The sequence below is a fragment of the Mesorhizobium sp. M1A.F.Ca.IN.022.06.1.1 genome (genome assembly GCF_003952605.1).
Classification (GTDB): Bacteria; Pseudomonadota; Alphaproteobacteria; order Rhizobiales; family Rhizobiaceae; genus Mesorhizobium.
On record NZ_CP034455.1, the window covers coordinates 6146186 to 6167071 of the forward strand.

Here is a 20886-nt window from a genome sequence, read left to right on the forward strand (position 1 = left end):
CTCCGCGCCGGAGCAGGGCGAATCCGATTCCTCGATCGTTCACCGAAATCTGAGGCAGGCGACCGTTCCGATGAAAGGCCGCTGAGAAACACCTGCACGCAATCTGGAGATGATTCTCGTTTCGAGAAGCTGGCGCAAAACGGGAGATTTGATAAGGTTTGCTGAAGTCTACATGTCAGGGGGCATCGTGAGTTTGTAAGTAAATCTCAGCCACGCTTACAAGTGCCTAGCACGACACGGGCGTGGATTACACCGAAGAAGAACTGGGCTCGGCCGGGGTAGGGATGGCAAGCTTCTTTCGGACAGCACCTCAATGCGGGGGCGATAATCGCAATACCGTTCCAAGACAGCCAAGAGCTGGCCATACCGGCACGCGATTCCTGTTGCAACTCATCGGTTCATATTAGAGCGATGCCGGGAAAGCCCGACACAGAGTTCCGCCGTGCTTCAAACGAGGAGACGGAGCGGCTCACAACGGGTGAGCCGCTGCAAAATTGTCGAGCCGTCTCGGCTCTTATCGGGCATTCAGTGGGGGTTGGGCGGCGTATACGGCTGGCCAAGAGCCTCTGAAACCGCAACAAATACACGCGTTGCAGGCGAAGAGCAGACCGTGTCGCGTGGATCGTCGGTCAGCGTCGGCTCCGCCTTGCAATCGCCGGAAGCAATGTCGCTGTTGGTCTGGACCACGGCGGCTATGTCCGCACCTGCCTTGTAAAACAAGGTCGTGTTGTAGCCTGGCAGTTCGCCCGTATGGCCCACCCAGCCGCCGATGCAACCGACGCCGATCCCGTAGCCGGCCGCGCCCGGGAAGGTCAGCCGCTCCTTCTGCGCAGCTGCCCCCAGCAAGCCGTTCCCGGTGCCCAGTGCCCGAGCATAAACCAGCAAATCGTCGATATTGGAAATCAGTTCCCCTGCAGTCCATCCCCAGGATGGGTTCCAGTTCGTCGCGTTGCTTGGTGCATCCGGCTTGGCAAAATCCCCCTGCAGGGTAAAGCCCTGAGCATAGGGCACCGGCATATCCACCGAGTCACCCGGCCAGGACGTGTTCTTGAGCTTCAGCGGATCAAAGATCTGCTCCTTGAAAACCTCGCCGACGGTCTTTCCAGTAACCTGCTCCATGACCATGCCGAGCAGGATAGTGTTGGTGTTCGAATAGTTGAACGAGGCTCCGGGCTCGAAGAGAGGCGATTCAGCCACGCCGATGGCCACCAGCTCCTTGGGCGTGAAGATCGTTTGAGGCTTGGAGAACAAGACATCTTGGAATTTTGCACTTTGGGTATAGCTCGCAATGCCGCTGGTCATATCGGCGAGCTGGCGGAGCGTGATCCGATCGCCATTGGGGATGCCGGGTACGTATTTCTGGATCTTGTCGTCAAGCGACAGCTTCCCAGCTTCGGCCAGCTGCATGATCGCTGTGCCGGTGAATGTCTTGGTAACTGAACCGATGCGCGTGTGCATCCCCACAGCCATGGGTGTGCCGGCGGAAGGGTCGGCCTTGCCATACGCCGCCTTCCATATTCCGGAAGGTGTCACCACGCCGACGATGACACCCGGTGCCGCCGTCTTGGGCAGCGCGGATCGAACCGCAGCGTCAAGCTTCGCGCTGAGCTTCGAGGGCAGCGGCGTTGCCTTGGCCGGAACCGACCCATCGGCAATCACTTTTTCGATGTTCGCAACGCATCGCGCGCTATCGGCTGCGAATGCATATTGGGAGGAAAAAGCAAACAGGGCGACGGAACCGATGCAGCGGACGATCAGACGAAACCCATTCTCTTCCATTGCCATTCTCCACATTTAGAAAAAGGTCGAACGAACATCATGGTGAGCAGTCAAGGATCGAAAAGTCGAGCGCAGGGCGTTTTGGAGCTCTTGGGGAGTGCACACCGCCGGCGTTGATTTGCGAGCGCAAGTTCGTATAAACGAACATTTTCAACCCGGACGGGAACTCGCCTCTCCAACCTGCGCCCTCCGCGTAAGCTCCGTTCCGAGGCAAAGATACGATAAGATAAGGTCCGGAGCCAAGGTTTGTCGCTGGGCGTGGAGCGCTTTGGCAGAACTCGCCTGGCCGGCGTTAGTGCCAGCAAAATGGTGCTCCGCGGCTTGGAGAATGGCGATGTTCGACTTCGAAAATATTGGTCCGAAGCGAAAAGCGGGAATCTTCCGAAAGTATCGGAGACTTCCACCGTTCCGGTGACGCGAAGGCACGTGCTCGCAAGCTCAACCCTGCCGTTTCTCGTCGCCTTTGCCGGTGTTCGGCGGGCAGCGGGCGGATCGCAGGATCCGGTGTTTCAACTGACCAAAAGCTAAGTTCCTGATCGCAGGGTCGCGCTCCTTCAATGCGTGCTCGAGGACAAAGGGTTTTACTCTTCCGATGTTGATGGACTGTTTGGCCCGCACTGGGGACTACGAGGTCGATCTATATGACAACGCGGATTTGGCAAGGTTGGCTATCGCGTCTTATTCCCACGAATTCGGTTCCTGATATCCTTTCACGGACGACCAGCTTCTGGCGGGCTTTGCTGTTACGGACAGCTATATAGACTCAACAGGCAAGGACGTGGTCGCTGTCTCTCCTGAAGAAATGGATCCTACCATTACATCATTGAGCCCGAGGTCGAACTGCCCTGACGCAACTTTTTCGAGCGCAAAGACGCCCGCATTGGCTGGCCCGAAATGGTAGGCAAGTGAGACGAAGCAAATGGGGCGGCTTTCGCCGCCCCGACTGTGTTAAGCCTTGGCCATGCGTGCGCCGGCGCCGAGCGCCATTGTGCGCAGCACATAGTAGACGGCGCCCGCGATCGCGACCCCGAAGAACCAGCCATAGACGCCCCACCAGGACGGCAGCCAGTTGGTGAAGTTGGGCAGGATCGAGGAGAAGATCGCGCCGATGCCGGCGGCGATGAAGGCGTTGACGTGCCAGCCGCCCTGGAAGCGAAACTCGCCATCTTCGCGGTAGAGCGCGTTGACGTCGACCTCGCCCTTACGGATCAGATAATAGTCGACCATCATCACGCCGAAGATCGGCCCCATCGTCGCGCCGATGATGTTGACGAAGGAGGCAGCGCTGCCTTCCCACGGCGCAAACGGATAGAGCACCAGCGCGATCAGCGCCGCGATATAGCCGCCCTTCTTGAAGTCGATCTGACGCGGGAAGACGTTGGAGAAGTCGAAGGCCGGCGAGACGAAGTTCGCCACGACGTTGATGCCCAGGGTCGCCACCGCGAAGGTCAGCGCGGCAAGCGCCGCCAGGAACCAGCTGTCGAATTTGGCCGAGATCTGGTCGGGGTGGAGCAGCACCTCGTGATAGACGTCGTAGGCGGCGATCGTGGTGACGCCGGCGACCAGCGAGAACAGGATCAGGTTGACCGGCAGGCCCCAGATGTTGCCCTTGCGCAGCGCCGCGTTGTTGGGCGCGTAGCGGGCGAAGTCGCAGAAGTTGAGGTAGAGCGCCGAAAAGTAGGTTACCCAGATTGCCGCCACCGCGAACAGCGCGGTCCACGAACCCGGCTCGCCTGGCACGCCGGCATCCTTGGTCTTGTCGAGCAGCACGTCCATCGGAATATCGCTGGTGAAGGCGAAGGTGCCCGACTTGACGCAGAGATAGATCGCCAGGATCAGCATCATCACCCAAACGGCGGGTCCGGCCCAGTCCTGGAAGCGCCGCACCGTTTCCATACCCTTCTGGATGATCAAAAGCTGCAGCGCCCATATGACGACGAAGCAGATCACCTCCAGGGTGGAATGGCCGAGCAGATGCGAGGTCCGGTTGAATTCGTCGAACCACTGCAGCCGCGTCAGCAGCGCGACGATTGCGCCCGACGCGGCGGCCGTCTGGGCGCCATACCAGAAGCAGGCGACGACGGCGCGCACCAGCGCCGGAATGTTGGCACCCCAGATGCCGAAGGAGGCGCGCGCAAGCACGGGGTAGGGAACGCCAGTCTTCACGCCGGCATAGCCGACAAGGTTCATCAGGAAGTAGATGATCAGCGAGCCGATGCCGATGGCGATGATGAAGTTGACGAAGCCGCCGCAGAACAGAAAAAGGCTCGCGGCGAGATAATAGCCCCAGAGGCTGTGGACGTCGGAAGTCCAGACGTTGAAGATTGAAAACGGCCCCCAGTTCCTGACTGTTGCCGGAGCCAGATCCTCGTTGTAGAGGTCCGGCGAAGCGCCTTGTATAGTCATTGCAACTGTCCCCTTTTGCAAAACGCGGCGTCCCCGCGTTAACTGGTGAGGGTAAGCCTGACGCTGGGGAACCTACAAGCAATCCATTTGCCGGCTTTGGCCTTAAAGTCATTCAATGAGAATCGCGCTTCTCGTCGCGCCAAAACAGGAATCGCCTTTACTTGAGTCGGCTTGCCAATCGCGCCCTGTCCGGTTCCGAACTTTTTCGACCAGCAACCAAAATTGTGTGGAACCAAACCCCTGGACATGCGTTTATGCGGGTTCGGCCGCTTTGCGGTCGACCGGGAGGATAGTGATGGATCGCTTGCATTTCTTTACCCCAGTGCGGATCGCGCGTGGGCAGGGATACCCCTTGGAGGAAGTCGACAGCGTCTCCGAAGCGATGGTGTTCCTGCGGAAGTGGCCAACGGGGAGGCGCGGCCCCGTTTATCAATGCGCCGTGAATTGCTGCTCGGCAGCTATGGCTGGCAAGATGTCGGCTGAGGAGGCGAGAAAGGCTTTTGTCGGCTTTGCCCGCATCACTCGGATTCTCGACGACGAGATGGCGCTGCCTCTGGGTGGCGTTTCGACGGACAATGTCTACGCTCTAAGGCGCTAGCACGTTCGAATCCTTCGGCAGCATGAGACGTCGGCCTGAGGCCGACGTCTCGGTGGTGTTGTGTGCTTACTGGCACGAGTTGCTTCGTTTCAATTCTCCCTGAAAGAGCGTGTGAGGGAGGCTTCCACCGGGGCCAGCGGCTGGTCGTGTCACACGCCGGGCTGTTCCATCGCCTGCCGGCGGCGCTCTACCGGCAGATTGTCCACCGGATGCCATGCCGGCTGGAATATCGTGCAGCGGAACTAAAAATCCCACCGCCCTTTAGGTATGCAGCGTTGGACCGAGAGGCGTGTTGGCGAGGGATGCCGGCACGACGCGGATGCCATCCGGGCGGTTGGAGGCGGATTTGGCAGTTGATGTGGCGCGTGCGAAGAGCGGCATTCGCCTCACGGTGATCGCGGTGGCGGCAGTGCCGCTGCTGTTTTTGTTGAGCGGTCTTGTCATCCGCTACGCCGCATTCGCATCGGTGTCGCCGGATCCGAGCCTAGCGGCCTATGCCCGCGCCTTCTGCAAATGGGATTGCTCCTGGTATGTCGGCATTTCCGAACAGGGCTATGAGCGTTTTCCCATTCCTGGCCGCAGCAATGTCGGGCGCTGGGGGTTCTTTCCGCTTTATCCGATGCTGGTGGCGGCGGTCCGCACGATTCTGCCCTTCTCCACGATCGCGATTGCGACGGCGGCATCGCTGGCGTGCGGCTATGTCTCGTGCCTGGTGGCATGGCCGCTCATGGACAGGAACATGCGGGCCTATGTGCTTTATTGCGCCTTCCTGCTGAGCGGCCCGTTCTCGTTCTATTTTGCCATCTTCCTCACCGAGCCGCTCTTCGTGCTTTTGACGTCCTGCCTCTTCCTGGCGCTCAAACGCTCGAACCATCTCGCCGCGGGGTTGTCTTGCGCGCTGCTCTCGGCAACGCGGGTCGTCGGCGTGCTGGCCGTGTTCGCGATCGTCATTCGCATGTTTGAGGAGCATCGCGCCAAGGGCGGGTCGGCCATCGGCTTCCCACGCTGGCTGCTCGGCCGGCCGGATCTCATCATCGCCATACTCATCTCGCCCGCCGGCCTGTTCGCCTACATGCTCTACCTTTACGTCACGGTCGGGGACGGCTTTGCCTTCGTGCATGTCCAGCGCGCGTTCGGGCGCGTGGCCGGCAACCCGCTGCTGTTCCTCTGGGCGGGGCTGTCCTATCACCCCGGGGCCGATTGGTGGCCCAGTGCGCCGCAATGGAGCGCGTCGACGGCAATCGTGGGACTGGCGCTGGCGGCGGTGCTCTCGGCGCGCAGGCAAATTGGCGCGGCCCTGTTCTGCGCCATGGCCATCATCCTGCCTTTGACCTCGAATCTGGCTTCGATGGTCCGCTATGTCGTCGGCCTCGCGCCGCTGACGATGCTGACGGCGGTGCTGTTGTCGGGCTCGAAGGCGACATTGGTCGCTGCGCTGATTGTCTTCCTCTTCACCTGCTACTTCATGACCGTGGCCTGGCTTGGAGGCTATCTTGCGCTGGTCTGAGCTGACGGAATCGACCAGGCCGGTAATCCTGGGTGCCGGCTACGCGCTGGCGGGCGCACTTGCGGCAGCCGAGATCGCCATCCTGGCGCTTGCCCTCAGCCCGAATGTCAGCGACGATTACCGCGCCTATTACATCGACAAGACCACCACATGCCTCAACCGGGACGCCGTGGGGCGCTACACGCCAGGCCGGACCGTATCGTTCCGCTCCGACGGCGCCCGGGAAGCAACCACCATGATGGTCTGCGGCTGGTCGGGGCCAGTAGCGGACGGCACCCATTCGCTGGGCGAGAGCTCTCGCCTGCGCCTTACCCTGCCGCCGCTCCGCGACGGGCTTCGGGCAACGCTGGAAATGGCCGCCGTTATTCGCCCGCCGCAGACCTGGCAGAGGATCGTCGTGTCGGCCAATGGGACCGAGGTGTATCGGGGGACGCTGTCGGGCGATGTGGCGACAACTGTGTCCTTCGTCATTCCGCACGCCGTGCTGGCTGGCAAGGCGACACTGGACATGGCCATCGAGTATCCCGACGGCATTCCGCAAAGCGCCGATGCGAGCAACATCTACAACCGCGCCATCAAGCTGAGATCTTTTCGGTTGGACACGCTTTGATCCTCAGGAGGGCCCGTCATCGCGCAGGCGGCGCTCTGCAAAGACCCAGCGATCGAGCACAAGAAGGTTAAGCGCTGGGATGGCCAAGGAAGTGAGGAGAACGGGAACGGCAAGCGGCAGGCCGAATGTCACCGTCAGCAGGTACGGTGCCGCGTAAGCCATAGCGAGGCCAGCAATGGTCAGCAACACGAAACGCGGCGCCTGCGACCGGTGCGAGCCGGCCGACATGAAGGTGAAGGATTTGTGCGCCAGATAGGAAAACAGGGCGGCGGCCGCGTAAGCGGCGAGCGAGGCTTCGACGGGCGCGAGCCCGAGCCAGTTCGATCGGGCAAAGATTGTAGTCAGGACGGCATAGAGGATTGTGGCGACAAGGCCGACCGAAGCGAAGCGCCCTAGGAGCTTCGTGCCGGCGACGCGACGATTCTCAGGCGCGGGCGACACAGGCATACTGCGCTCCGAGCGGCAGCCAAGCGAGCGCGCCTTCCAGCTTCCGGGCAAGCGGCTTGGCCGACGGCAGGAGCAGAAAATGCTCGCAGTGCACGTCGCGGAAGCCCGCCTGCTCAAGCAGCGATGCCGCCTTGCCAGCGCGAAGCAGGACGGCGTCCTTGTCGAACGGACATCTCAACACCGCCATACGGGTCAGCGGGTTGTAGGGATTGTGCTCGATGATGCAGCCAAGTCCGCCTCGCCGAACGACGCGCCGCATCTCGCGGAAGAAATCCAGCCACGACTGAGGCGGCACGTGGTGGACGACGCAACTGGCGAAGGCCAGGTCGAACATGCCATCCGCGTAAGGCAGGCGTGAGGTGTTGCACACGCTGTACGCGACGTGCGGGTTCTCAGCGCTGGCACGCGCGAGTGATTCCTTCGACACGTCGCAGCCGTCGAGTCGATCGAAGACATCGGCGAGATGCGGATGAAGCGAGCCCACGCCGCAACCGACATCGAGCGCGCGCACGCCTGCGCCGCCCCGCCGGAGGTCCTGCTCGAGGACCAGTCGTCGCAGAAGCTCGGCCTTGGCACGCAGGAAGAAATCATGGCGCAGCCCGGAGAACCGGATCGAGCCCTCGACTGCCTCACTGTAGCTGGACCTATAGCTGTCGAAGAGTTCGGACATCCGCCGTGACCCCGTTCCTGGACTTGCGAAACGAAGCGCGCTTGTCGCGGGAGGCGACGCGCATCGGCCGGTCGAAGCCACTCAGCCTTTCGACAACATAGAGCGGGCGCCGTTTGACCTCGGCATGGATGCTGCCGACGTAGAGACCCATCACGCCGGTCATGAAAAGATTGATGCCGATTAGCAGCGACACGATCACCACCGTGGATGTCCAGCCGGCAATCACGCCGGTTTCGAGGATCCAGGCCGCGATGGCGTATGCGCCAAACGCCAGGGCGAGAGCGGAAATGGCCAACCCGGTCAACAGCACCAGTTGCAGAGGCCGCTCCGAAAAACCGATGATGCCATGGATGGCAAGCCGCATCATCTTCCATAACGGGTATTTGGTTTCACCAAGCGTCCGCGCCGGGCGCTCGAACGGCACCGCCGCCTGCTTGAAACCCATCCAGCCGAACATGCCCCTGACGAAGCGGTCGTGCTCCGGCATGCGCTTGAACGTGTCCAGCGCCTTCCGGCCGACGAGGCGGAAGTCTCCGACATCGCGCGGGATCTCGACCGGTGTCATCCTCTCCAGCAGCCGATAGAACAGGCTGGCGGTGACGCGCTTGAACAAGGTTTCGCCCTTGCGGCTGACGCGCCTTGCGTAGACGATCTCGAAGCCGTCCTTCCACTTCGCCACCAGGTCGAGAACGACCTCGGGGGATCCTGCAGGTCAGCGTCCATGACGATGACGGCCTCGCCGGAGGCCGCTTCCATGCCGGCGCTGATGGCGATCTGGTGGCCGAAGTTGCGGGAGAGCTCGATCAGGCGGAAGCTCGGTTCGGCGGCGACCATGCCGCGCAAATAGCTCACGCTTCGATCGCTGCTTCCGTCGTCGACGAAGATGACTTCGGTGTCTCCGTCCAGTTTTGCGGTCAGTGCGCTGATCCGCTCGACCAGCCGGGGCAACACCTCCTCCTCATTGTATATCGGCAGCACCAAAGAGTAGCGTAGGGACGGTGCCCGCGTCCGGATCCGCTGGACAGATTCTTGCATGGGATTGCAATGGAACACCGGCCAGAAAGTTCCATAAGCAGGCGCTAATTGCGGAAGAAATGGCGCTGCTCCTCGCCAAAAAAGGCGCGCAACGTTCGGTTGAAATCTAACCGGGTACCGACAGAAGTCCTTGGATCGAGGATTTTGATGGCCATCTTTTTCAGGCCCGGCGGATGGAGCGCCCACCGGATCGCGAAAGAGCGGCGCTGCATCGTGCGCCGATCTCGGCGTTCCTGCCGCGCAAAAATCTTTCGTGAGATGCCCCGTGACGAACCTGGGCTCTCCAAGAGCCGGATTTTAGTTTAGGGAAGGTGTCCAATTCGTCTGCGCCCCGTGTCCACGGACGCATCGGAAACCGGAAAAACGGCCCGTCCCGTGGGGGAAAAGACCACACACGACGTGGCCCAACATTTTTGAAACAACAAAAAAATGTCGAAGTATCAAGATTTCAGAATAGCCATAGCACCAATGATGGACTGGACGGACCGGCATTGCCGGTTCTTTCACCGTCAGCTGACGCGTCGCACGTTGCTCTACACGGAAATGGTGGTGGCGGACGCAGTCATCCATGGCGCACGCGAGCGCCTGCTCGGCTTCGACGGTGCCGAGCATCCGGTTGCGCTTCAGCTTGGCGGTTCGGATCCGCGAAAGCTTGCCGAAGCGGCGGTGATCGGCGAGGCGTTCGGCTACGACGAAATCAATCTTAATGTCGGCTGTCCGTCCGACCGCGTCCAGTCGGGCACTTTCGGCGCCTGCCTGATGAAGACGCCGGTGCTGGTCGCCGAATGCATCGCGGCGATGAAGGCGGCGGTGACAATCCCCGTCACGGTCAAATGCCGCATCGGCGTCGATGACCAGGACCCCGAACCCGCTCTCGACACGCTCGCAGACGGCGTGCTGACGGCCGGCACCGATGCGCTCTGGGTGCACGCCCGCAAGGCGTGGCTGGAGGGGCTTAGTCCCAAGGAAAACCGCGAGATCCCGCCGCTCGACTATCCGCGCGTCTATCGGCTCAAGACCAGGAAGGCCAACCAATTCATCGGCATCAACGGCGGCATTCAATCCCTTGACGAGGCAGAGGCGCACCTCGCTTATGTCGACGGCGTCATGCTCGGCCGCGCGGCCTATCATACGCCCGGCATCCTCACCGGCATCGATGCCGCATTTTACGGCGAGGCGCCGGTCGCTTTCGACTACGCGGCGCTGATGGACGCCATGGCCGCTTACGCCGCGCGTCACATCGAGAAGGGCGGACGGCTCGGCCATGTCACGCGCCATATGGTCGGGCTGTTCCACGGTCTCCCGGGCGCGCGCCGCTACCGGCAGATTTTGTCCACCGACGCCAACAGACCCGGCGCCGGGCCAGAGGTGCTGAAGACGGCGTTCGCGGCAATAGATTTCGTGGCGGCGGAAACCGAAGCCGCTTGAGGCGGATCGGCGGCAGAGCATTTCACCGTTCCACAGAAACGGCGAACCGCTCCATCCGTTTGTCTAGACGAAATTCGGGGCGGATAAGCGGGAATCTAGTCGCGCAGGATCATCCGGTCACCCCGCACCTCGAAACCCGACAGCGAGCCGATGAAGTTCATGCCGAGCAGGCTTTGCTCGAGCATGCCGGGCGCCGCGACCATCACCGGCATATCCTTGCGCACGATGCCGCCGATCGCCATCTCGTCGGTCCTGACCGTTGCCGCACGCGCCATGCCGTTGGCGGTCGAGACGTCCACGGTGTAGCTGAGCGCCGCTGGGTTGAAGCCGGCCGCCTGGGCGTCCTCCGCCGTCAGCACCGTGCTGGTCGCGCCGGTGTCGACCACCGTGCGCACCGGCCTGCCGTTGACGAGGATTCGCGCCTCGAAATGGCCATTGCCGGCCTTGTCGAGCGTCACGGTGGCACGGCCACTATCGACGCCAAGCGCCAAGGGGCTTCCCGGAACAAGGCCGGCGGTGACGCGGCTGACAACATCCTGCAGCTCGTAGCGGTACTGGTAGCCGGCGATCAGCGCCAGCACGATTGCCGCCCAGACGCCGAAGTTGCGCGCCATGTCACCGAGCGGCCGGCCAGAGCGAATAAGGCTGGCGCCGATTACCGCCACCAGGACTCCAACCCAGATCAGCCTGCTGAAATCGTTGTTCTCGATGCCGAAGGTGCGGCCGGCGGAATCATTCATCATCAGCAGGATCAAGCCGGCGCCGATCACCAGCATGACGACCCAGAACAGGCGATTCATGGCCAGCCCTTTCTTGCAGCCAGCTCTTTCACAACACGCCGCGCTCGCGCGCCATGCGGGCGCGCCGCGTCTCGCGGCGGGGCCGGCGTTCGACCGTCTCCAGCCGCGCCGGCAAATCGGCCATGACTGCACGCCGGACTTCCGGCGTCATCGCGATCCACCCGGCGATCTCATCGCGCGTGCGGCCGCAACCGAAACAGAAGCCGGTTTTCATATCGATGGAACAGACGAGTATGCAGGGAGACTCGATGGCGGTCATGCTGTTCTCTTGCCTTCACTCCACATGGTGCAACCGCAACGCCAATGCAAGCCCTTCGCGATGCGCCGTCGACCGGCGCTTTCGCGGCATTGCCGGGCGGTTGTGCCAGGCGGTGAAGGCGGCTATGCCGCTGGCTGTTCCTGCAAAGAGACCGCATTCGATATGACCGCAAAGCCTTTCGACGATTTCCGCACTCTGCTGGCAACGCTGGCGCCGGCGGACGCCGCCGCCGAAACCCGCGTTCGCACCCTGTTTGCCAAGGCCGACAAGCCGAAAGCTTCGCTTGGCCGGATTGAAGATGTCGCGGCATGGCTCGCCGCTTGGAGCGGGCGTGCGCCGCCGGCCGTCAATCGTCCGCTTGTGGCGATCTTTGCCGGCAACCACGGTGCCGTTCGGCATGGCATTTCGCCGCGGCCGGTTTCGGCGACCGGCAATGCCGTCGAACTCTGCGCCGCCGGAGGTGCAGCGATCAATCAGATCTGCATCGCCAACGATCTCGGCCTGAAGGTCTTCGACCTGGCGCTGGATATTCCGACCGGGGACATCACGGAAGAAGCGGCCCTCGATGAGCGCGGCTGCGCCGCCACCATGGCCTTCGGCATGGAAGCGGTCGCGGGCGGCGCCGATCTTCTTTGTCTTGGCGATCTGGGCGTCGGCAATTCAACCATCGCGGCCGCGCTCAGCGCTGCCCTCTTCGGCGGCAAGGGGTCCGACTGGGTTGGACCTGGATCGGGGGCGGACACGGCGATGATGGCGCGCAAGGCCGAAGCGGTCGACCGGGCGCTTGCTTTCCACGGCGCCGGCCTCGGCGATCCGCTCGAAGCCTTGCGCCGCGTCGGCGGGCGCGAGTTCGCGGCAATCTGCGGCGCCATTCTCGCAGCCCGCATGCAGAAGATTCCTGTGCTGCTCGACGGGTTCGTCGCGACGGCTGCTGCCGCGGTTCTGCACAAAGCCTATCCTTCCGCGATCGACCACTGCCTGCTCGCCAGCCTGTCGCCGGAGCCGGGCCAAGCCAAAGTCGCCGAACGGCTTGGGCTCGAGCCACTGCTCGATTTTGCTGTCAGTCACGGCGAAGGAGTTGGGGCTGGACTTGCCGCCGGTCTCGTCAAGGCCGCGGCGCTCACGAGCTCCGGTATGGCGGCGGCGGTTCGGGTCCAACCGGCGCCCCGGAGCTAACGCCGGCGGGCGGCGACAGCCTTGGTCGGCAGCGCGGGCAATTCCTCCATCACTCGGCTCAGCGGGAAGATGGCGATGGCCTCGGTGCCTTCGCGCAGCTTGGAGTGCAGCTCGAACTCGCCGCCATGCATGTCGAGCAGACCCTGCACGATCGGCAGTCCGAGGCCCGTTCCCTGTTCGGCGCTCTTGATGGCGATCGAGCCCTGGCCGAAGGCGGAAAGCACCACTGGGATTTCCTCTTCCGGTATGCCGGGGCCGTTGTCCTTGACCGAGATGTACTGACCGCCGCCCGCCGTCCAGCCGACGCGCACACGCACTTCGCCGCCCGACGGCGTGAACTTGATGGCGTTGGACAGCAGATTGAGCGCGATCTGCCGGATGGCACGCTCGTCGCCGAACAGGCGCGGCAGCGCGGTCTCGAACTCCTGGATGACGCGGATGTCCTTGTTGCGGGCTCTCAGTTCCATCATATGGCAGCAATCCTCAACGATCGTCACCAGCACCACCGGCTCCTCGTTGAGCTGGTAGCGGCCGGCCTCGATGCGCGACAGGTCGAGGATCTCATTGATCAGATCGAGCAGATGCTGGCCAGATTCGTGCACATCATGCGCGTAATCGCGATAGGTCGGGTTGTTCATCGGCCCGAGCACTTCATTGGCCATCACTTCGGAGAAACCGAGGATGGCGTTGAGCGGCGTCCGGAGCTCATGGCTCATCGAGGCGAGGAAGCGCGACTTCGCCAGATTGGCGTCCTCGGCGCGCCGCCTGGCCTCGTCGGACATGGATTTGGCAGTCTCCACCTCGGCGATCAGCGCGTCCTTCTCGGAGCGGAAGGAGAGCAGCATCCAGGATGACTGGTTGAGATGGCGCGCGACGTAGCCGAAGAAGGGCAGGGCAGCGACCAGAAGCGCCGCCATGATCCCTTCGATCGGCATCCACAGGCGCAGGACGGCATAGACATAGACCGCGACGGGAACGGCGAAGGTCGCCAATAGCGCGCCGCCCAGGGACGATGCCATCACCGCAGTCGTCGCCATGGCGACCAGGAGCACCATGGCCTTGACGACATGGAACTGGTCAACCTGGCATGTGGCGCAGCCCAGCCAGGCGAACCAGGCCCAGCCGAGGCCGCAGAGCGAATGGCCGATCAGGAAATCGCGGCGCGTCTGCACAGGGTCGAGCTCGGCCGCCTCCGTGCGCTCGACGCGTCGCGCCATGAAGGTGACGATCGCGTAGCAAAGCAGCGTGAAGAGAGCCCAGACGGCGACCTGGTTGCCCAGGCCCGCGAAGCGGCCGATGGCCGCCACCACAAGCACAAGCAGAGGAATCGCGGCCGCACTGACCACCATGGCGCGTGCATGCAGCTTGAGCAGCTCGCGGTCGAAATCGAGGCTGCCGGCCTGCTGCGAAAGACGGTCACGCGTCCTGCGCACCGCGCGCGCCACATCGCTGTTGCGATGCGGTTTCCTGCGGTCCACAATGAATTTGTCCGCTGTGTCCGAGCGTAGCAAAGGCATGCAAGTTCAATTTCTGCGCGCAGCGATTTTCAGTTCGTTAAGCTACGTTCGAATGATTAAGAGACTGTTTGCCATATGAGCCGTTCCTGGTCGCGAAGACCGCGCCGGCGCTATGTTCCGCGGCCTCCGCGAAGCCTTTTGCGCAGGCTTCTGGATTACGGGCTGGCCGTGGTCCTGCTTGGCCTGTCCATCCTGGTGGCGGCGCGGCTCGACCGGTTCGAGATGCGACAGGAGCAAGGCACGGCCATCGTCAAGGACGGTGATTCGATCACGCTCGGCGCCGAGCGCATCCGCATGCGCGGCATCGACGCGCCGGAATACACACAGACGTGCCGCAAGGACGGAGCCGACTATGCCTGCGGCAAGCTCGCGCGGCAGTCGCTGGTGCGGCTGATCGCCGACAGGCCGGTCTCCTGCACCGGCTGGCAGCGCGACCGCTACGGCCGGTTGCTCGGCGACTGCAAGGCGGGCGACACGCACCTCAACCGCGCGCAGGTACAGTCCGGATGGGCCGTCGCCTTCGGCGACTTCGAAACCGAGGAGGCCGTCGCCCGGGCTGCCAAGGTGGGCATCTGGGCTGGCTCCTTCGATCAGCCGCAGGACTGGCGCGACAGCCATCACAATCAACCCGTCGAAAGGAAGCACGGCGCACTGGCTTCGCTCGGCGATGCGTTGCGTGAGCTTGTTCGTTTCTGGTGATGCCCGCTTCGGGGGATGCTCTGTTTGCCAACATGTGGTCTTGCCAAACCGCTATGCAGTGGGGCGACATGCATTGCAGCGCGCCCTAAGATGGGCATGAAGATCGGAGACTGGAATGAAGCTGTTCGATGGCGGCCGGGCGCCCAACCCCAGGCGGGTTCGGGTTTTCCTGGCTGAAAAGGGGCTAACCGTCCCTTTGGTGCCCGTGGACATGGGCGCGCTGGAGCATCGCAAGGAGCCGGTGGCGTCGCGCAATGCGCTGCGGCGGCTGCCCGTGCTCGAACTCGACGACGGGACCATCATCACCGAATCCATCGCCATTTGCCGTTATTTCGAGGAGTTGCATCCCGAGCCCGCTCTGTTCGGAACAGGCGCGCTCGGCAAGGCCATGGTGGAGATGTGGCAAAGGCGTCTGGAGCTAAACCTGATGAGCTGCGTGGCCGCCGCGTTCCGGCACATCCATCCGGCAATGAAGGAATGGGAGGTGCCGCAGATCCCGGAATGGGGCGAGGCCAACAAGCCGAAGGCCATCGAGTTCCTGCATCTCCTCGACCGGGAGTTGGCGGATAGGGAATTTGCCGCCGGCGACACCTATTCGGTCGCCGACATCACCGGGCTGATCGCCATCGATTTCATGAAGCCGGCACGCATCAAGGTGCCTGAGGAATGCGGGAATGTGCTGCGCTGGCACGCAGCGCTCTCCAGCCGGCCAAGCGCTGCTGCTTGAGCCTTGTTTTTGGAGAACCCGCCGGACATGAGCGAAGCGCTGGAGAGCCTTGCCGCCAAGGTGCGGGCTTGCCGCATCTGTGTCGAGCAGCCGCGCGGCCGGCCCCTGCCGCATCAGCCGCGCCCGGTGCTTGTGCCTTCGTCGAAGGCCCGCATCCTGCTTGCCGGCCAGGCGCCGGGCACGAAAGTCCACATCTCGGGCATGCCGTTCACCGACGCTTCCGGGGATCGCTTGAGGAACTGGCTCGGCGTCACCCCCGACGAGTTCTACGACACGGAAAAATTCGCCATCGTGCCGATGGGTTTCTGCTTTCCGGGCCAGGACACCAAGGGCGCCGACCTGCCGCCGCGGCGCGAATGCGCCACCGCCTGGCGCGCCGATCTGATGGCGCTGATGCCGCAGATCGATCTGGTGCTGACGATCGGCGGTTATGCGCAGTCCTGGCACATGGGCACGGCGCGTGGGCCGTCGCTGACGGAAACGGTCAGAAATTGGCGCGCTGTCTGGGATGCTGCAGCCGGGCCGAAAGTGCTGCCGCTGCCGCATCCGTCATGGCGAAACACCGGCTGGCTGAAGAAGAATCCGTGGTTTGAAATGGATTTGCTGCCATTCCTGCGCTCGGAAATCCGCTATCGCCTCAATTAGGCATCTTGCAAGAAATCACTCGCTTTTGCCGGCATTGGCAGAATTTCTTTCTTGTGAAAGGGCCTGATAAAAAGGATTATAGCCAAACTATTCCGCTGGAGCCTTCCCATGGACCGCCTAGACAGAAAAATTCTTCGCCTCCTGCAGGAGGACGCGACGCTTGCGGTCGCCGATGTCGCCAAGAAAGTCGGCCTGTCGACCACGCCGTGCTGGCGGCGCATCCAGAAGCTCGAGGAAGAGGGCGTCATCCAGCGGCGCGTGGCCATTCTCGACCATGAGAAGGTCAATGTGCGCGTCACCGTCTTCGTTTCGATCCGCACCAATTCGCACAGCCATGAATGGTTGCGGCGCTTCTCCGAGGTCATCCAGGAATTTCCGGAGGTGGTCGAGTTCTACCGCATGAGCGGCGACGTCGATTACCTCTTGCGCGTCGTGGTGCCCGACATTGCCGCCTACGACGCCTTCTACAAGCGGCTGATCGCCAAGATCGAGATCCGCGACGTGTCGTCCTCGTTTGCCATGGAGCAGATCAAGTACACGACCGAGATCCCGCTCGACTACATGATCCTGGACAAGGAGTCGGGGGCCAACGCGGCCTGAGCACGGCGCTCGCGCTTCCCGCTATGCGCGAAGTTGCGAGACCTAGTTCTTCTTTTTGTTGAGGAAATTCCACGGCGAGTTGACCGGGAGCGTGACGGCGTCCGGCACGCTGTCGACATCAGCCACCTCGGCCTTGCGCACGGTATAGCCGGACTGCACGATCAAGACGCCGTCCAGGATGAAGAGTTGGCTCTTCTCCATGCCGGGCTTCAGCACGCCGGTGACGGAAACCGGCTGGTATGCCTCCGCCATCCTGTAAGGATGCGCCGGCGTTACCAGCACGATCTGGTTCGGCGGCGGCGTCGGCATGTGGCTGCAGGCGCCGGTCCAAGGCACCAGCAGGAACTGGTAGACGAGGTCGCCCTCGCGATCGACCGGCAAGGCGTAGCCGGACAATTGAACGGTCTTGTCCTGCAGATTGAGCGACAGTGTCTCACCGTGATCGGGCAGTTTTGCCGCGATCATCGGCAGGTTGGCGTCCTCGGCGACCGCCTGCGTCGCCGGGCGCAAGTCTTTCCAGAAGATATGCGTGACGTCGGCCGCGGCGTCGGCTCTCGCGGTGGCGAGCATAAGCACGATCGCCAGCGTCGCGCTTGATCTGAAACGCCTGCTCATGGTGGTCATCCTCCGCCAGTCCCATTTCGGAAGCGAGTAAAAGCGTCGTGAGCTTACTTCGCTGAGATCACAGTCGTGTGGTCGCGAGCCGTTCGAGCTGTTTGACATCGGAAAGCTCCTTCACCGCGTCCTTGCCGATCCAGCGTGCCGTCTTGTCGGACGACGCCGCCAGTTTCTCGGCCAGCGCAAGGGCAGGGGCGTGCAGCGCCCTCGACCGCTTGCCGATCTGCCGCAGTGCCCAGTTCACCGCCTTGCGCACGAAGTTGCGCGGATCGCCCGCATGCCTCTCGATCAGCGGCAGAGCAGCGAGGAAGCTCGCGTCCGGCTCCTTCTTCAGATGCACCGCCGCCCAGGCCAGCATGGCAAAGGCGGTGCGGCGGACAAACTCGCGCTCGTCCTTGGCGAATTCCTCGACCAGCTCACGCCAGAACGGTGTTTGGGCGAACAGGTCGGCAACGGTATCGACAATCTCCCAACTGTCGAAATCGGCGGCCCAGCGCCGGCATTGACCGATGTCGAGCTTCTTCGGCTCGCCGGTGAAAGCGGCCATCAATCGCGCTTCGCGAATGTCGGTGTCCCACAAGAGCAGCGACCGTTCCTGGTTCTTCTTCAGCTTGCGCGCCAGCGGCCGCAGATCGGAATTGCCGACGCCCAGCGCGGTTCTCGTGTTGATGCCGAATCGCGCCATGCCGGCGCGGTTTTTCTCGCTGCCGATCGAACGCAGATGGGCGACGATCTCGTCGGCGCTCCAGCTCGGATCGGGCAGGACCATCGCCGTCTATTTTTCCAGGCGGGCGAGCAGCGAGGACGTGTCCCAGCGCCTGCCGCCCATGTCCTGCACGTCCTTGTAGAACTGGTCGACCAGCGCGGTCACTGGCAGCTTGGCGCCGTTGCGGTTGGCCTCGGCGAGGCAGATGCCGAGATCCTTGCGCATCCAGTCGACGGCGAAGCCGAAATCATATTTTCCGGCGTTCATCGTCTTGTGGCGGTTCTCCATCTGCCAGGAGCCGGCAGCGCCCTTGGAGATCACCTCGATGACCTTCTCAATGTCGAGCCCGGCCTTCTTGCCGAAATGGATGCCTTCGGCCAGCCCTTGGACGAGGCCGGCAATGGCAATCTGGTTGATCATCTTGGTGAGCTGGCCGGCGCCCGCGGGTCCCATCAGCCCGACCATGCGGGCATAGGCATCGATGACTGGCCTGGCCTTGTCGAAGGCGGCCTGCTCGCCGCCAACCATGACGGTCAGCACGCCATTCTCGGCGCCCGCCTGGCCGCCCGACACCGGCGCGTCGAGGAAGGAAAAGCCGGCCTTTCCGGCGGCTTCGGCCAGTTCGCGCGCGACTTCGGCCGAGGCTGTCGTGTTGTCGATGAAGACCGAGCCCTTCTTCATCGCGGCGAAGGCGCCGCTGGCGCCGGTCGTCACCGAGCGCAGGTCGTCGTCATTGCCGACGCAGGAGAAGACGAAATCCTTGCCTTCGGCCGCCTCGGCCGGTGTCAGCGCCAGGCTGCCGCCATGCTGGGCGACCCATTGCTCTGCCTTGGCGGTCGTGCGGTTATAGACGGTGATGTCGTGGTGGCCCTTGTTCCTGAGGTGCCCGGCCATCGGATAGCCCATGACGCCAAGACCGAGAAATGCAACCGATGCCATAAGCCTGCCTTCCAACAAGAGATTTCAGTGGCGGAAGGTCTAGGCTATGCGAAAAATTCGTCAAGGCGCGCAAAGCCGCATCGACTGGTGCAGGCCCGTCCGCTGACGACGCTCTATCGTTTGAGGTGAATGGTGATCCGGCGTTCGATCCATTCGACGCCGTGACGCAGGATCTCGACCAGCACCAGGTAGACGATCGCCACCCAGATATAGGCCTGGATGTCGAAAGATTTTGCGTAGGCGAGCTTCGCGTTGCCCATCAGGTCGTAGACGGTGATGATGGCGACAATCGCGGAAGCCTTGATCATCAGGATGAGCTCGTTGCCGTAAGGCCGCAGCGCCACGATGATCGCCTGCGGCATGATCACCTTGCGCAGCGTCTGCAGCTTGTGCAGGCCGAGCGAGGCCGCGCCTTCCCACTGGCCCCGCGGAACGCTTTCGATGGCGCCGCGCAGGATCTCTGCCTGATAGGCGGCGGTGTTGAGCGAAAAGGCAAAGACGCCGCAGTAGAACGCCTCGCGGAAGAACCACCATAGTCCGACGGTTTGCAGCTCGGGGCGGAACGAGCCGATGCCGTAATAGACGAGGTAGGTCTGCACGAGCAGCGGGGTGCCGCGGAAGAAGTAGACGTAGCAATAAGCCAATCCGGAAAGGATGCGGTTCTTGGACATCCGGCCGTAGGCAACCGGCAACGAGAGAATAGCGCCCGCCACCATCGAAACGGAGACCAGCGACAGGGTGGTTGCGAGCCCCTGCAGATAGGCCGGCGCGTATCTGGCGAAGAAATCGGCGTTCCAGGCGTGGACCAGATAGGCCACGATGCCGATGCCGAAAAGGCCCCAGAGGCAGACCAGCGCGTAGCCTATGATGCGCACGCGCGGCCAGCCGCGAGCCCGGGGCGGTGGCCTGTCAACCGCAATAGCCTGGCTGACGCTCATCGAGCCTCCCTCCGCCCGAGCGAGCGCTGGATATAGCCGGTGGCGACCGAGGACAGGATGGCCAGCACAAGGAAGACCACCGCCGCGACACTGTAAAAGAGGAAGGAATGCTTGGTGACGCGCGCCGCGACACCGGCATTGCGCAGGGTTTCCGCTAGGTTGACGACCGACACCAGCGAGGTGTCCTTGAGCAGGCTGAGCCAGCAATTCTCCAGACCGGGGAAGGCGATGCGCAGCAGTTGCGGCAGGATCACCAGGCGCATCGTCTGCCATTTCGAAAGGCCAATGGCGTAGCCGCCCTCATACTGGCCCTTGGGAATGGCGCGAAAGGCGGAGAGAAAGACTTCGCTGGCGTAGGAGGAGAAGATCAGCGCCAGCACGATCATGCCGGCAATGAAGCTGTTCACGTCAATTGTCGCCTCGGGCTCGAACAGGCGGACGACATATTGCAGCAGCAGCGGCATGCCGAAGAAGAACAGGAACAGCGTCACCAGCTCGGGCAGGCCGCGAAAAACAGTGGTGTAGATGTTGGCTGCGAGCCGGAGCGCGGGCTCTTCGTGTTGCTTGGCGAAGGCGACGAAGAACCCGATCGCCAGGCCTATCGGCAATGTCGCAAGCGCCAGCGCGACCGTGACCAGCACACCAGACGCAATGTCGTCACTCCAGCCATCCGGTCCCCAACTGAGAAGTGTCCAAATGCTTTGGGCTGGCATTGGCGGGGCGTGTCTCCGTGGCGATCCCGGAATGGAGGCAGGGCGGCGAGGTGATCCTCACCGCCCTGG

At 62.7% G+C, this 20886-nt stretch carries 24 protein-coding genes and 1 pseudogene; 10 read left to right on the forward strand and 15 right to left on the reverse strand.

The window, feature by feature from the left end:
* Nucleotides 1–525 precede the first annotated feature (525 nt).
* Nucleotides 526–1779, reverse strand: coding sequence for a serine hydrolase domain-containing protein (locus tag EJ078_RS29250; RefSeq protein WP_095825380.1), 1254 nt, complete (start codon nucleotides 1777–1779; stop codon nucleotides 526–528).
* Nucleotides 1780–2025: 246 nt separating this feature from the next.
* Between EJ078_RS29250 and EJ078_RS29255 the strand changes: the two genes are divergently transcribed.
* Complete coding sequence (locus EJ078_RS29255) at nucleotides 2026–2307, forward strand: hypothetical protein (protein ID WP_127217328.1); 282 nt, start codon at nucleotides 2026–2028, stop codon at nucleotides 2305–2307.
* A 420-nt stretch (nucleotides 2308–2727) separates the two neighbouring features.
* Here EJ078_RS29255 and EJ078_RS29260 read toward each other — a convergent pair whose 3' ends face one another.
* Nucleotides 2728–4185, reverse strand: coding sequence for an NCS1 family nucleobase:cation symporter-1 (locus EJ078_RS29260; RefSeq protein WP_067319942.1), 1458 nt, complete (start codon nucleotides 4183–4185; stop codon nucleotides 2728–2730).
* A 295-nt stretch (nucleotides 4186–4480) separates the two neighbouring features.
* Here EJ078_RS29260 and EJ078_RS29265 point away from each other — a divergent pair, with 295 nt between their 5' ends.
* From EJ078_RS29265 to EJ078_RS29275, 3 genes are all read left to right on the forward strand, one after another.
* Nucleotides 4481–4783, forward strand: a complete 303-nt coding sequence (locus EJ078_RS29265; protein ID WP_127216968.1) for a DUF982 domain-containing protein — start codon at nucleotides 4481–4483, stop codon at nucleotides 4781–4783.
* A gap of 346 nt (nucleotides 4784–5129) precedes the next feature.
* The gene (locus EJ078_RS29270) at nucleotides 5130–6290 is read left to right on the forward strand and encodes a hypothetical protein (RefSeq protein WP_245457215.1); all 1161 of its coding nucleotides are present in this window, start codon (nucleotides 5130–5132) and stop codon (nucleotides 6288–6290) included.
* Entirely contained in the window at nucleotides 6277–6900 is a 624-nt protein-coding gene (locus EJ078_RS29275) for a hypothetical protein (RefSeq protein ID WP_245322431.1), read from the forward strand. The genes EJ078_RS29270 and EJ078_RS29275 overlap by 14 nt, the downstream gene beginning before the upstream one ends.
* A gap of 3 nt (nucleotides 6901–6903) precedes the next feature.
* Here EJ078_RS29275 and EJ078_RS29280 read toward each other — a convergent pair whose 3' ends face one another.
* From EJ078_RS29280 to EJ078_RS29295, 5 genes are read right to left on the reverse strand one after another with little or no spacing between them, the layout of a single operon-like run.
* Nucleotides 6904–7347, reverse strand: a complete 444-nt coding sequence (locus EJ078_RS29280) for a GtrA family protein (RefSeq protein ID WP_127241036.1) — start codon at nucleotides 7345–7347, stop codon at nucleotides 6904–6906.
* A complete protein-coding gene (locus EJ078_RS29285; protein ID WP_127216966.1) occupies nucleotides 7325–8017 on the reverse strand; it encodes a class I SAM-dependent methyltransferase in 693 nt (230 codons plus the stop codon). Before EJ078_RS29285 ends, EJ078_RS29280 begins: the two co-directional genes overlap by 23 nt.
* On the reverse strand, nucleotides 7992–8696 hold the full coding sequence (locus EJ078_RS29290) for a hypothetical protein (protein ID WP_245459006.1): 705 nt from the start codon (nucleotides 8694–8696) through the stop codon (nucleotides 7992–7994). The genes EJ078_RS29285 and EJ078_RS29290 overlap by 26 nt, the downstream gene beginning before the upstream one ends.
* Nucleotides 8579–9052, reverse strand: a complete 474-nt coding sequence (locus EJ078_RS30615; protein WP_245459009.1) for a glycosyltransferase — start codon at nucleotides 9050–9052, stop codon at nucleotides 8579–8581. Before EJ078_RS30615 ends, EJ078_RS29290 begins: the two co-directional genes overlap by 118 nt.
* A 44-nt stretch (nucleotides 9053–9096) precedes the next feature.
* A complete protein-coding gene (locus EJ078_RS29295) occupies nucleotides 9097–9264 on the reverse strand; it encodes a hypothetical protein (protein WP_208721693.1) in 168 nt (55 codons plus the stop codon).
* A gap of 217 nt (nucleotides 9265–9481) precedes the next feature.
* Between EJ078_RS29295 and dusA the strand changes: the two genes are divergently transcribed.
* Nucleotides 9482–10480 carry a tRNA dihydrouridine(20/20a) synthase DusA gene (dusA, locus tag EJ078_RS29300; RefSeq protein WP_127403783.1) on the forward strand — a complete coding sequence of 333 codons (999 nt, stop codon included), beginning with the start codon at nucleotides 9482–9484 and terminating at the stop codon, nucleotides 10478–10480.
* A gap of 95 nt (nucleotides 10481–10575) precedes the next feature.
* On the opposite strand, the gene EJ078_RS29305 is transcribed toward dusA, so the two are convergent.
* Both EJ078_RS29305 and EJ078_RS29310 read right to left on the reverse strand, forming a co-directional pair.
* The gene (locus EJ078_RS29305) at nucleotides 10576–11280 is read right to left on the reverse strand and encodes a TIGR02281 family clan AA aspartic protease (RefSeq protein WP_066992721.1); all 705 of its coding nucleotides are present in this window, start codon (nucleotides 11278–11280) and stop codon (nucleotides 10576–10578) included.
* A 28-nt stretch (nucleotides 11281–11308) separates the two neighbouring features.
* Nucleotides 11309–11539 carry a DUF1289 domain-containing protein gene (locus EJ078_RS29310; protein WP_127217299.1) on the reverse strand — a complete coding sequence of 77 codons (231 nt, stop codon included), beginning with the start codon at nucleotides 11537–11539 and terminating at the stop codon, nucleotides 11309–11311.
* A gap of 162 nt (nucleotides 11540–11701) precedes the next feature.
* Here EJ078_RS29310 and EJ078_RS29315 point away from each other — a divergent pair, with 162 nt between their 5' ends.
* On the forward strand, nucleotides 11702–12715 hold the full coding sequence (locus EJ078_RS29315) for a nicotinate-nucleotide--dimethylbenzimidazole phosphoribosyltransferase (protein WP_127403784.1): 1014 nt from the start codon (nucleotides 11702–11704) through the stop codon (nucleotides 12713–12715).
* Here EJ078_RS29315 and EJ078_RS29320 read toward each other — a convergent pair.
* A complete protein-coding gene (locus tag EJ078_RS29320; protein WP_127403785.1) occupies nucleotides 12712–14232 on the reverse strand; it encodes a HAMP domain-containing sensor histidine kinase in 1521 nt (506 codons plus the stop codon). The genes EJ078_RS29315 and EJ078_RS29320 overlap by 4 nt on opposite strands.
* A 75-nt stretch (nucleotides 14233–14307) precedes the next feature.
* Here EJ078_RS29320 and EJ078_RS29325 point away from each other — a divergent pair, with 75 nt between their 5' ends.
* The 4 genes and pseudogenes from EJ078_RS29325 (at nucleotide 14308) to EJ078_RS29340 (ending at nucleotide 16903) form a co-directional block, all read left to right on the forward strand.
* The gene (locus EJ078_RS29325; RefSeq protein WP_127248258.1) at nucleotides 14308–14931 is read left to right on the forward strand and encodes a thermonuclease family protein; all 624 of its coding nucleotides are present in this window, start codon (nucleotides 14308–14310) and stop codon (nucleotides 14929–14931) included.
* A gap of 115 nt (nucleotides 14932–15046) precedes the next feature.
* Nucleotides 15047–15658, forward strand: a complete 612-nt coding sequence (locus EJ078_RS29330) for a glutathione S-transferase (protein ID WP_127217308.1) — start codon at nucleotides 15047–15049, stop codon at nucleotides 15656–15658.
* A pseudogene (locus EJ078_RS29335) lies at nucleotides 15598–16303 on the forward strand (uracil-DNA glycosylase family protein). The gene EJ078_RS29330 and the pseudogene EJ078_RS29335 overlap by 61 nt, the downstream one beginning before the upstream one ends.
* Before the next feature lie 108 nt (nucleotides 16304–16411).
* On the forward strand, nucleotides 16412–16903 hold the full coding sequence (locus EJ078_RS29340; RefSeq protein ID WP_067319982.1) for an Lrp/AsnC family transcriptional regulator: 492 nt from the start codon (nucleotides 16412–16414) through the stop codon (nucleotides 16901–16903).
* A gap of 42 nt (nucleotides 16904–16945) precedes the next feature.
* Here the strand turns inward: EJ078_RS29340 and EJ078_RS29345 are convergent, their stop codons facing one another.
* The 5 genes from EJ078_RS29345 to EJ078_RS29365 form a co-directional block, all read right to left on the reverse strand.
* On the reverse strand, nucleotides 16946–17518 hold the full coding sequence (locus EJ078_RS29345) for a DUF3299 domain-containing protein (protein ID WP_127217518.1): 573 nt from the start codon (nucleotides 17516–17518) through the stop codon (nucleotides 16946–16948).
* Nucleotides 17519–17585: 67 nt separating this feature from the next.
* Nucleotides 17586–18290, reverse strand: coding sequence for a DNA alkylation repair protein (locus EJ078_RS29350; protein ID WP_127847382.1), 705 nt, complete (start codon nucleotides 18288–18290; stop codon nucleotides 17586–17588).
* 6 nt (nucleotides 18291–18296) lie between these two features.
* Entirely contained in the window at nucleotides 18297–19166 is an 870-nt protein-coding gene (locus tag EJ078_RS29355; protein ID WP_095800736.1) for an NAD(P)-dependent oxidoreductase, read from the reverse strand.
* A 113-nt stretch (nucleotides 19167–19279) separates the two neighbouring features.
* Nucleotides 19280–20104 (reverse strand): ABC transporter permease, encoded by an 825-nt coding sequence (locus EJ078_RS29360; RefSeq protein ID WP_067319992.1) that lies wholly within the window; start codon nucleotides 20102–20104, stop codon nucleotides 19280–19282.
* The gene (locus EJ078_RS29365; RefSeq protein ID WP_127216478.1) at nucleotides 20101–20817 is read right to left on the reverse strand and encodes an ABC transporter permease; all 717 of its coding nucleotides are present in this window, start codon (nucleotides 20815–20817) and stop codon (nucleotides 20101–20103) included. Before EJ078_RS29365 ends, EJ078_RS29360 begins: the two co-directional genes overlap by 4 nt.
* Nucleotides 20818–20886: the final 69 nt, after the last annotated feature.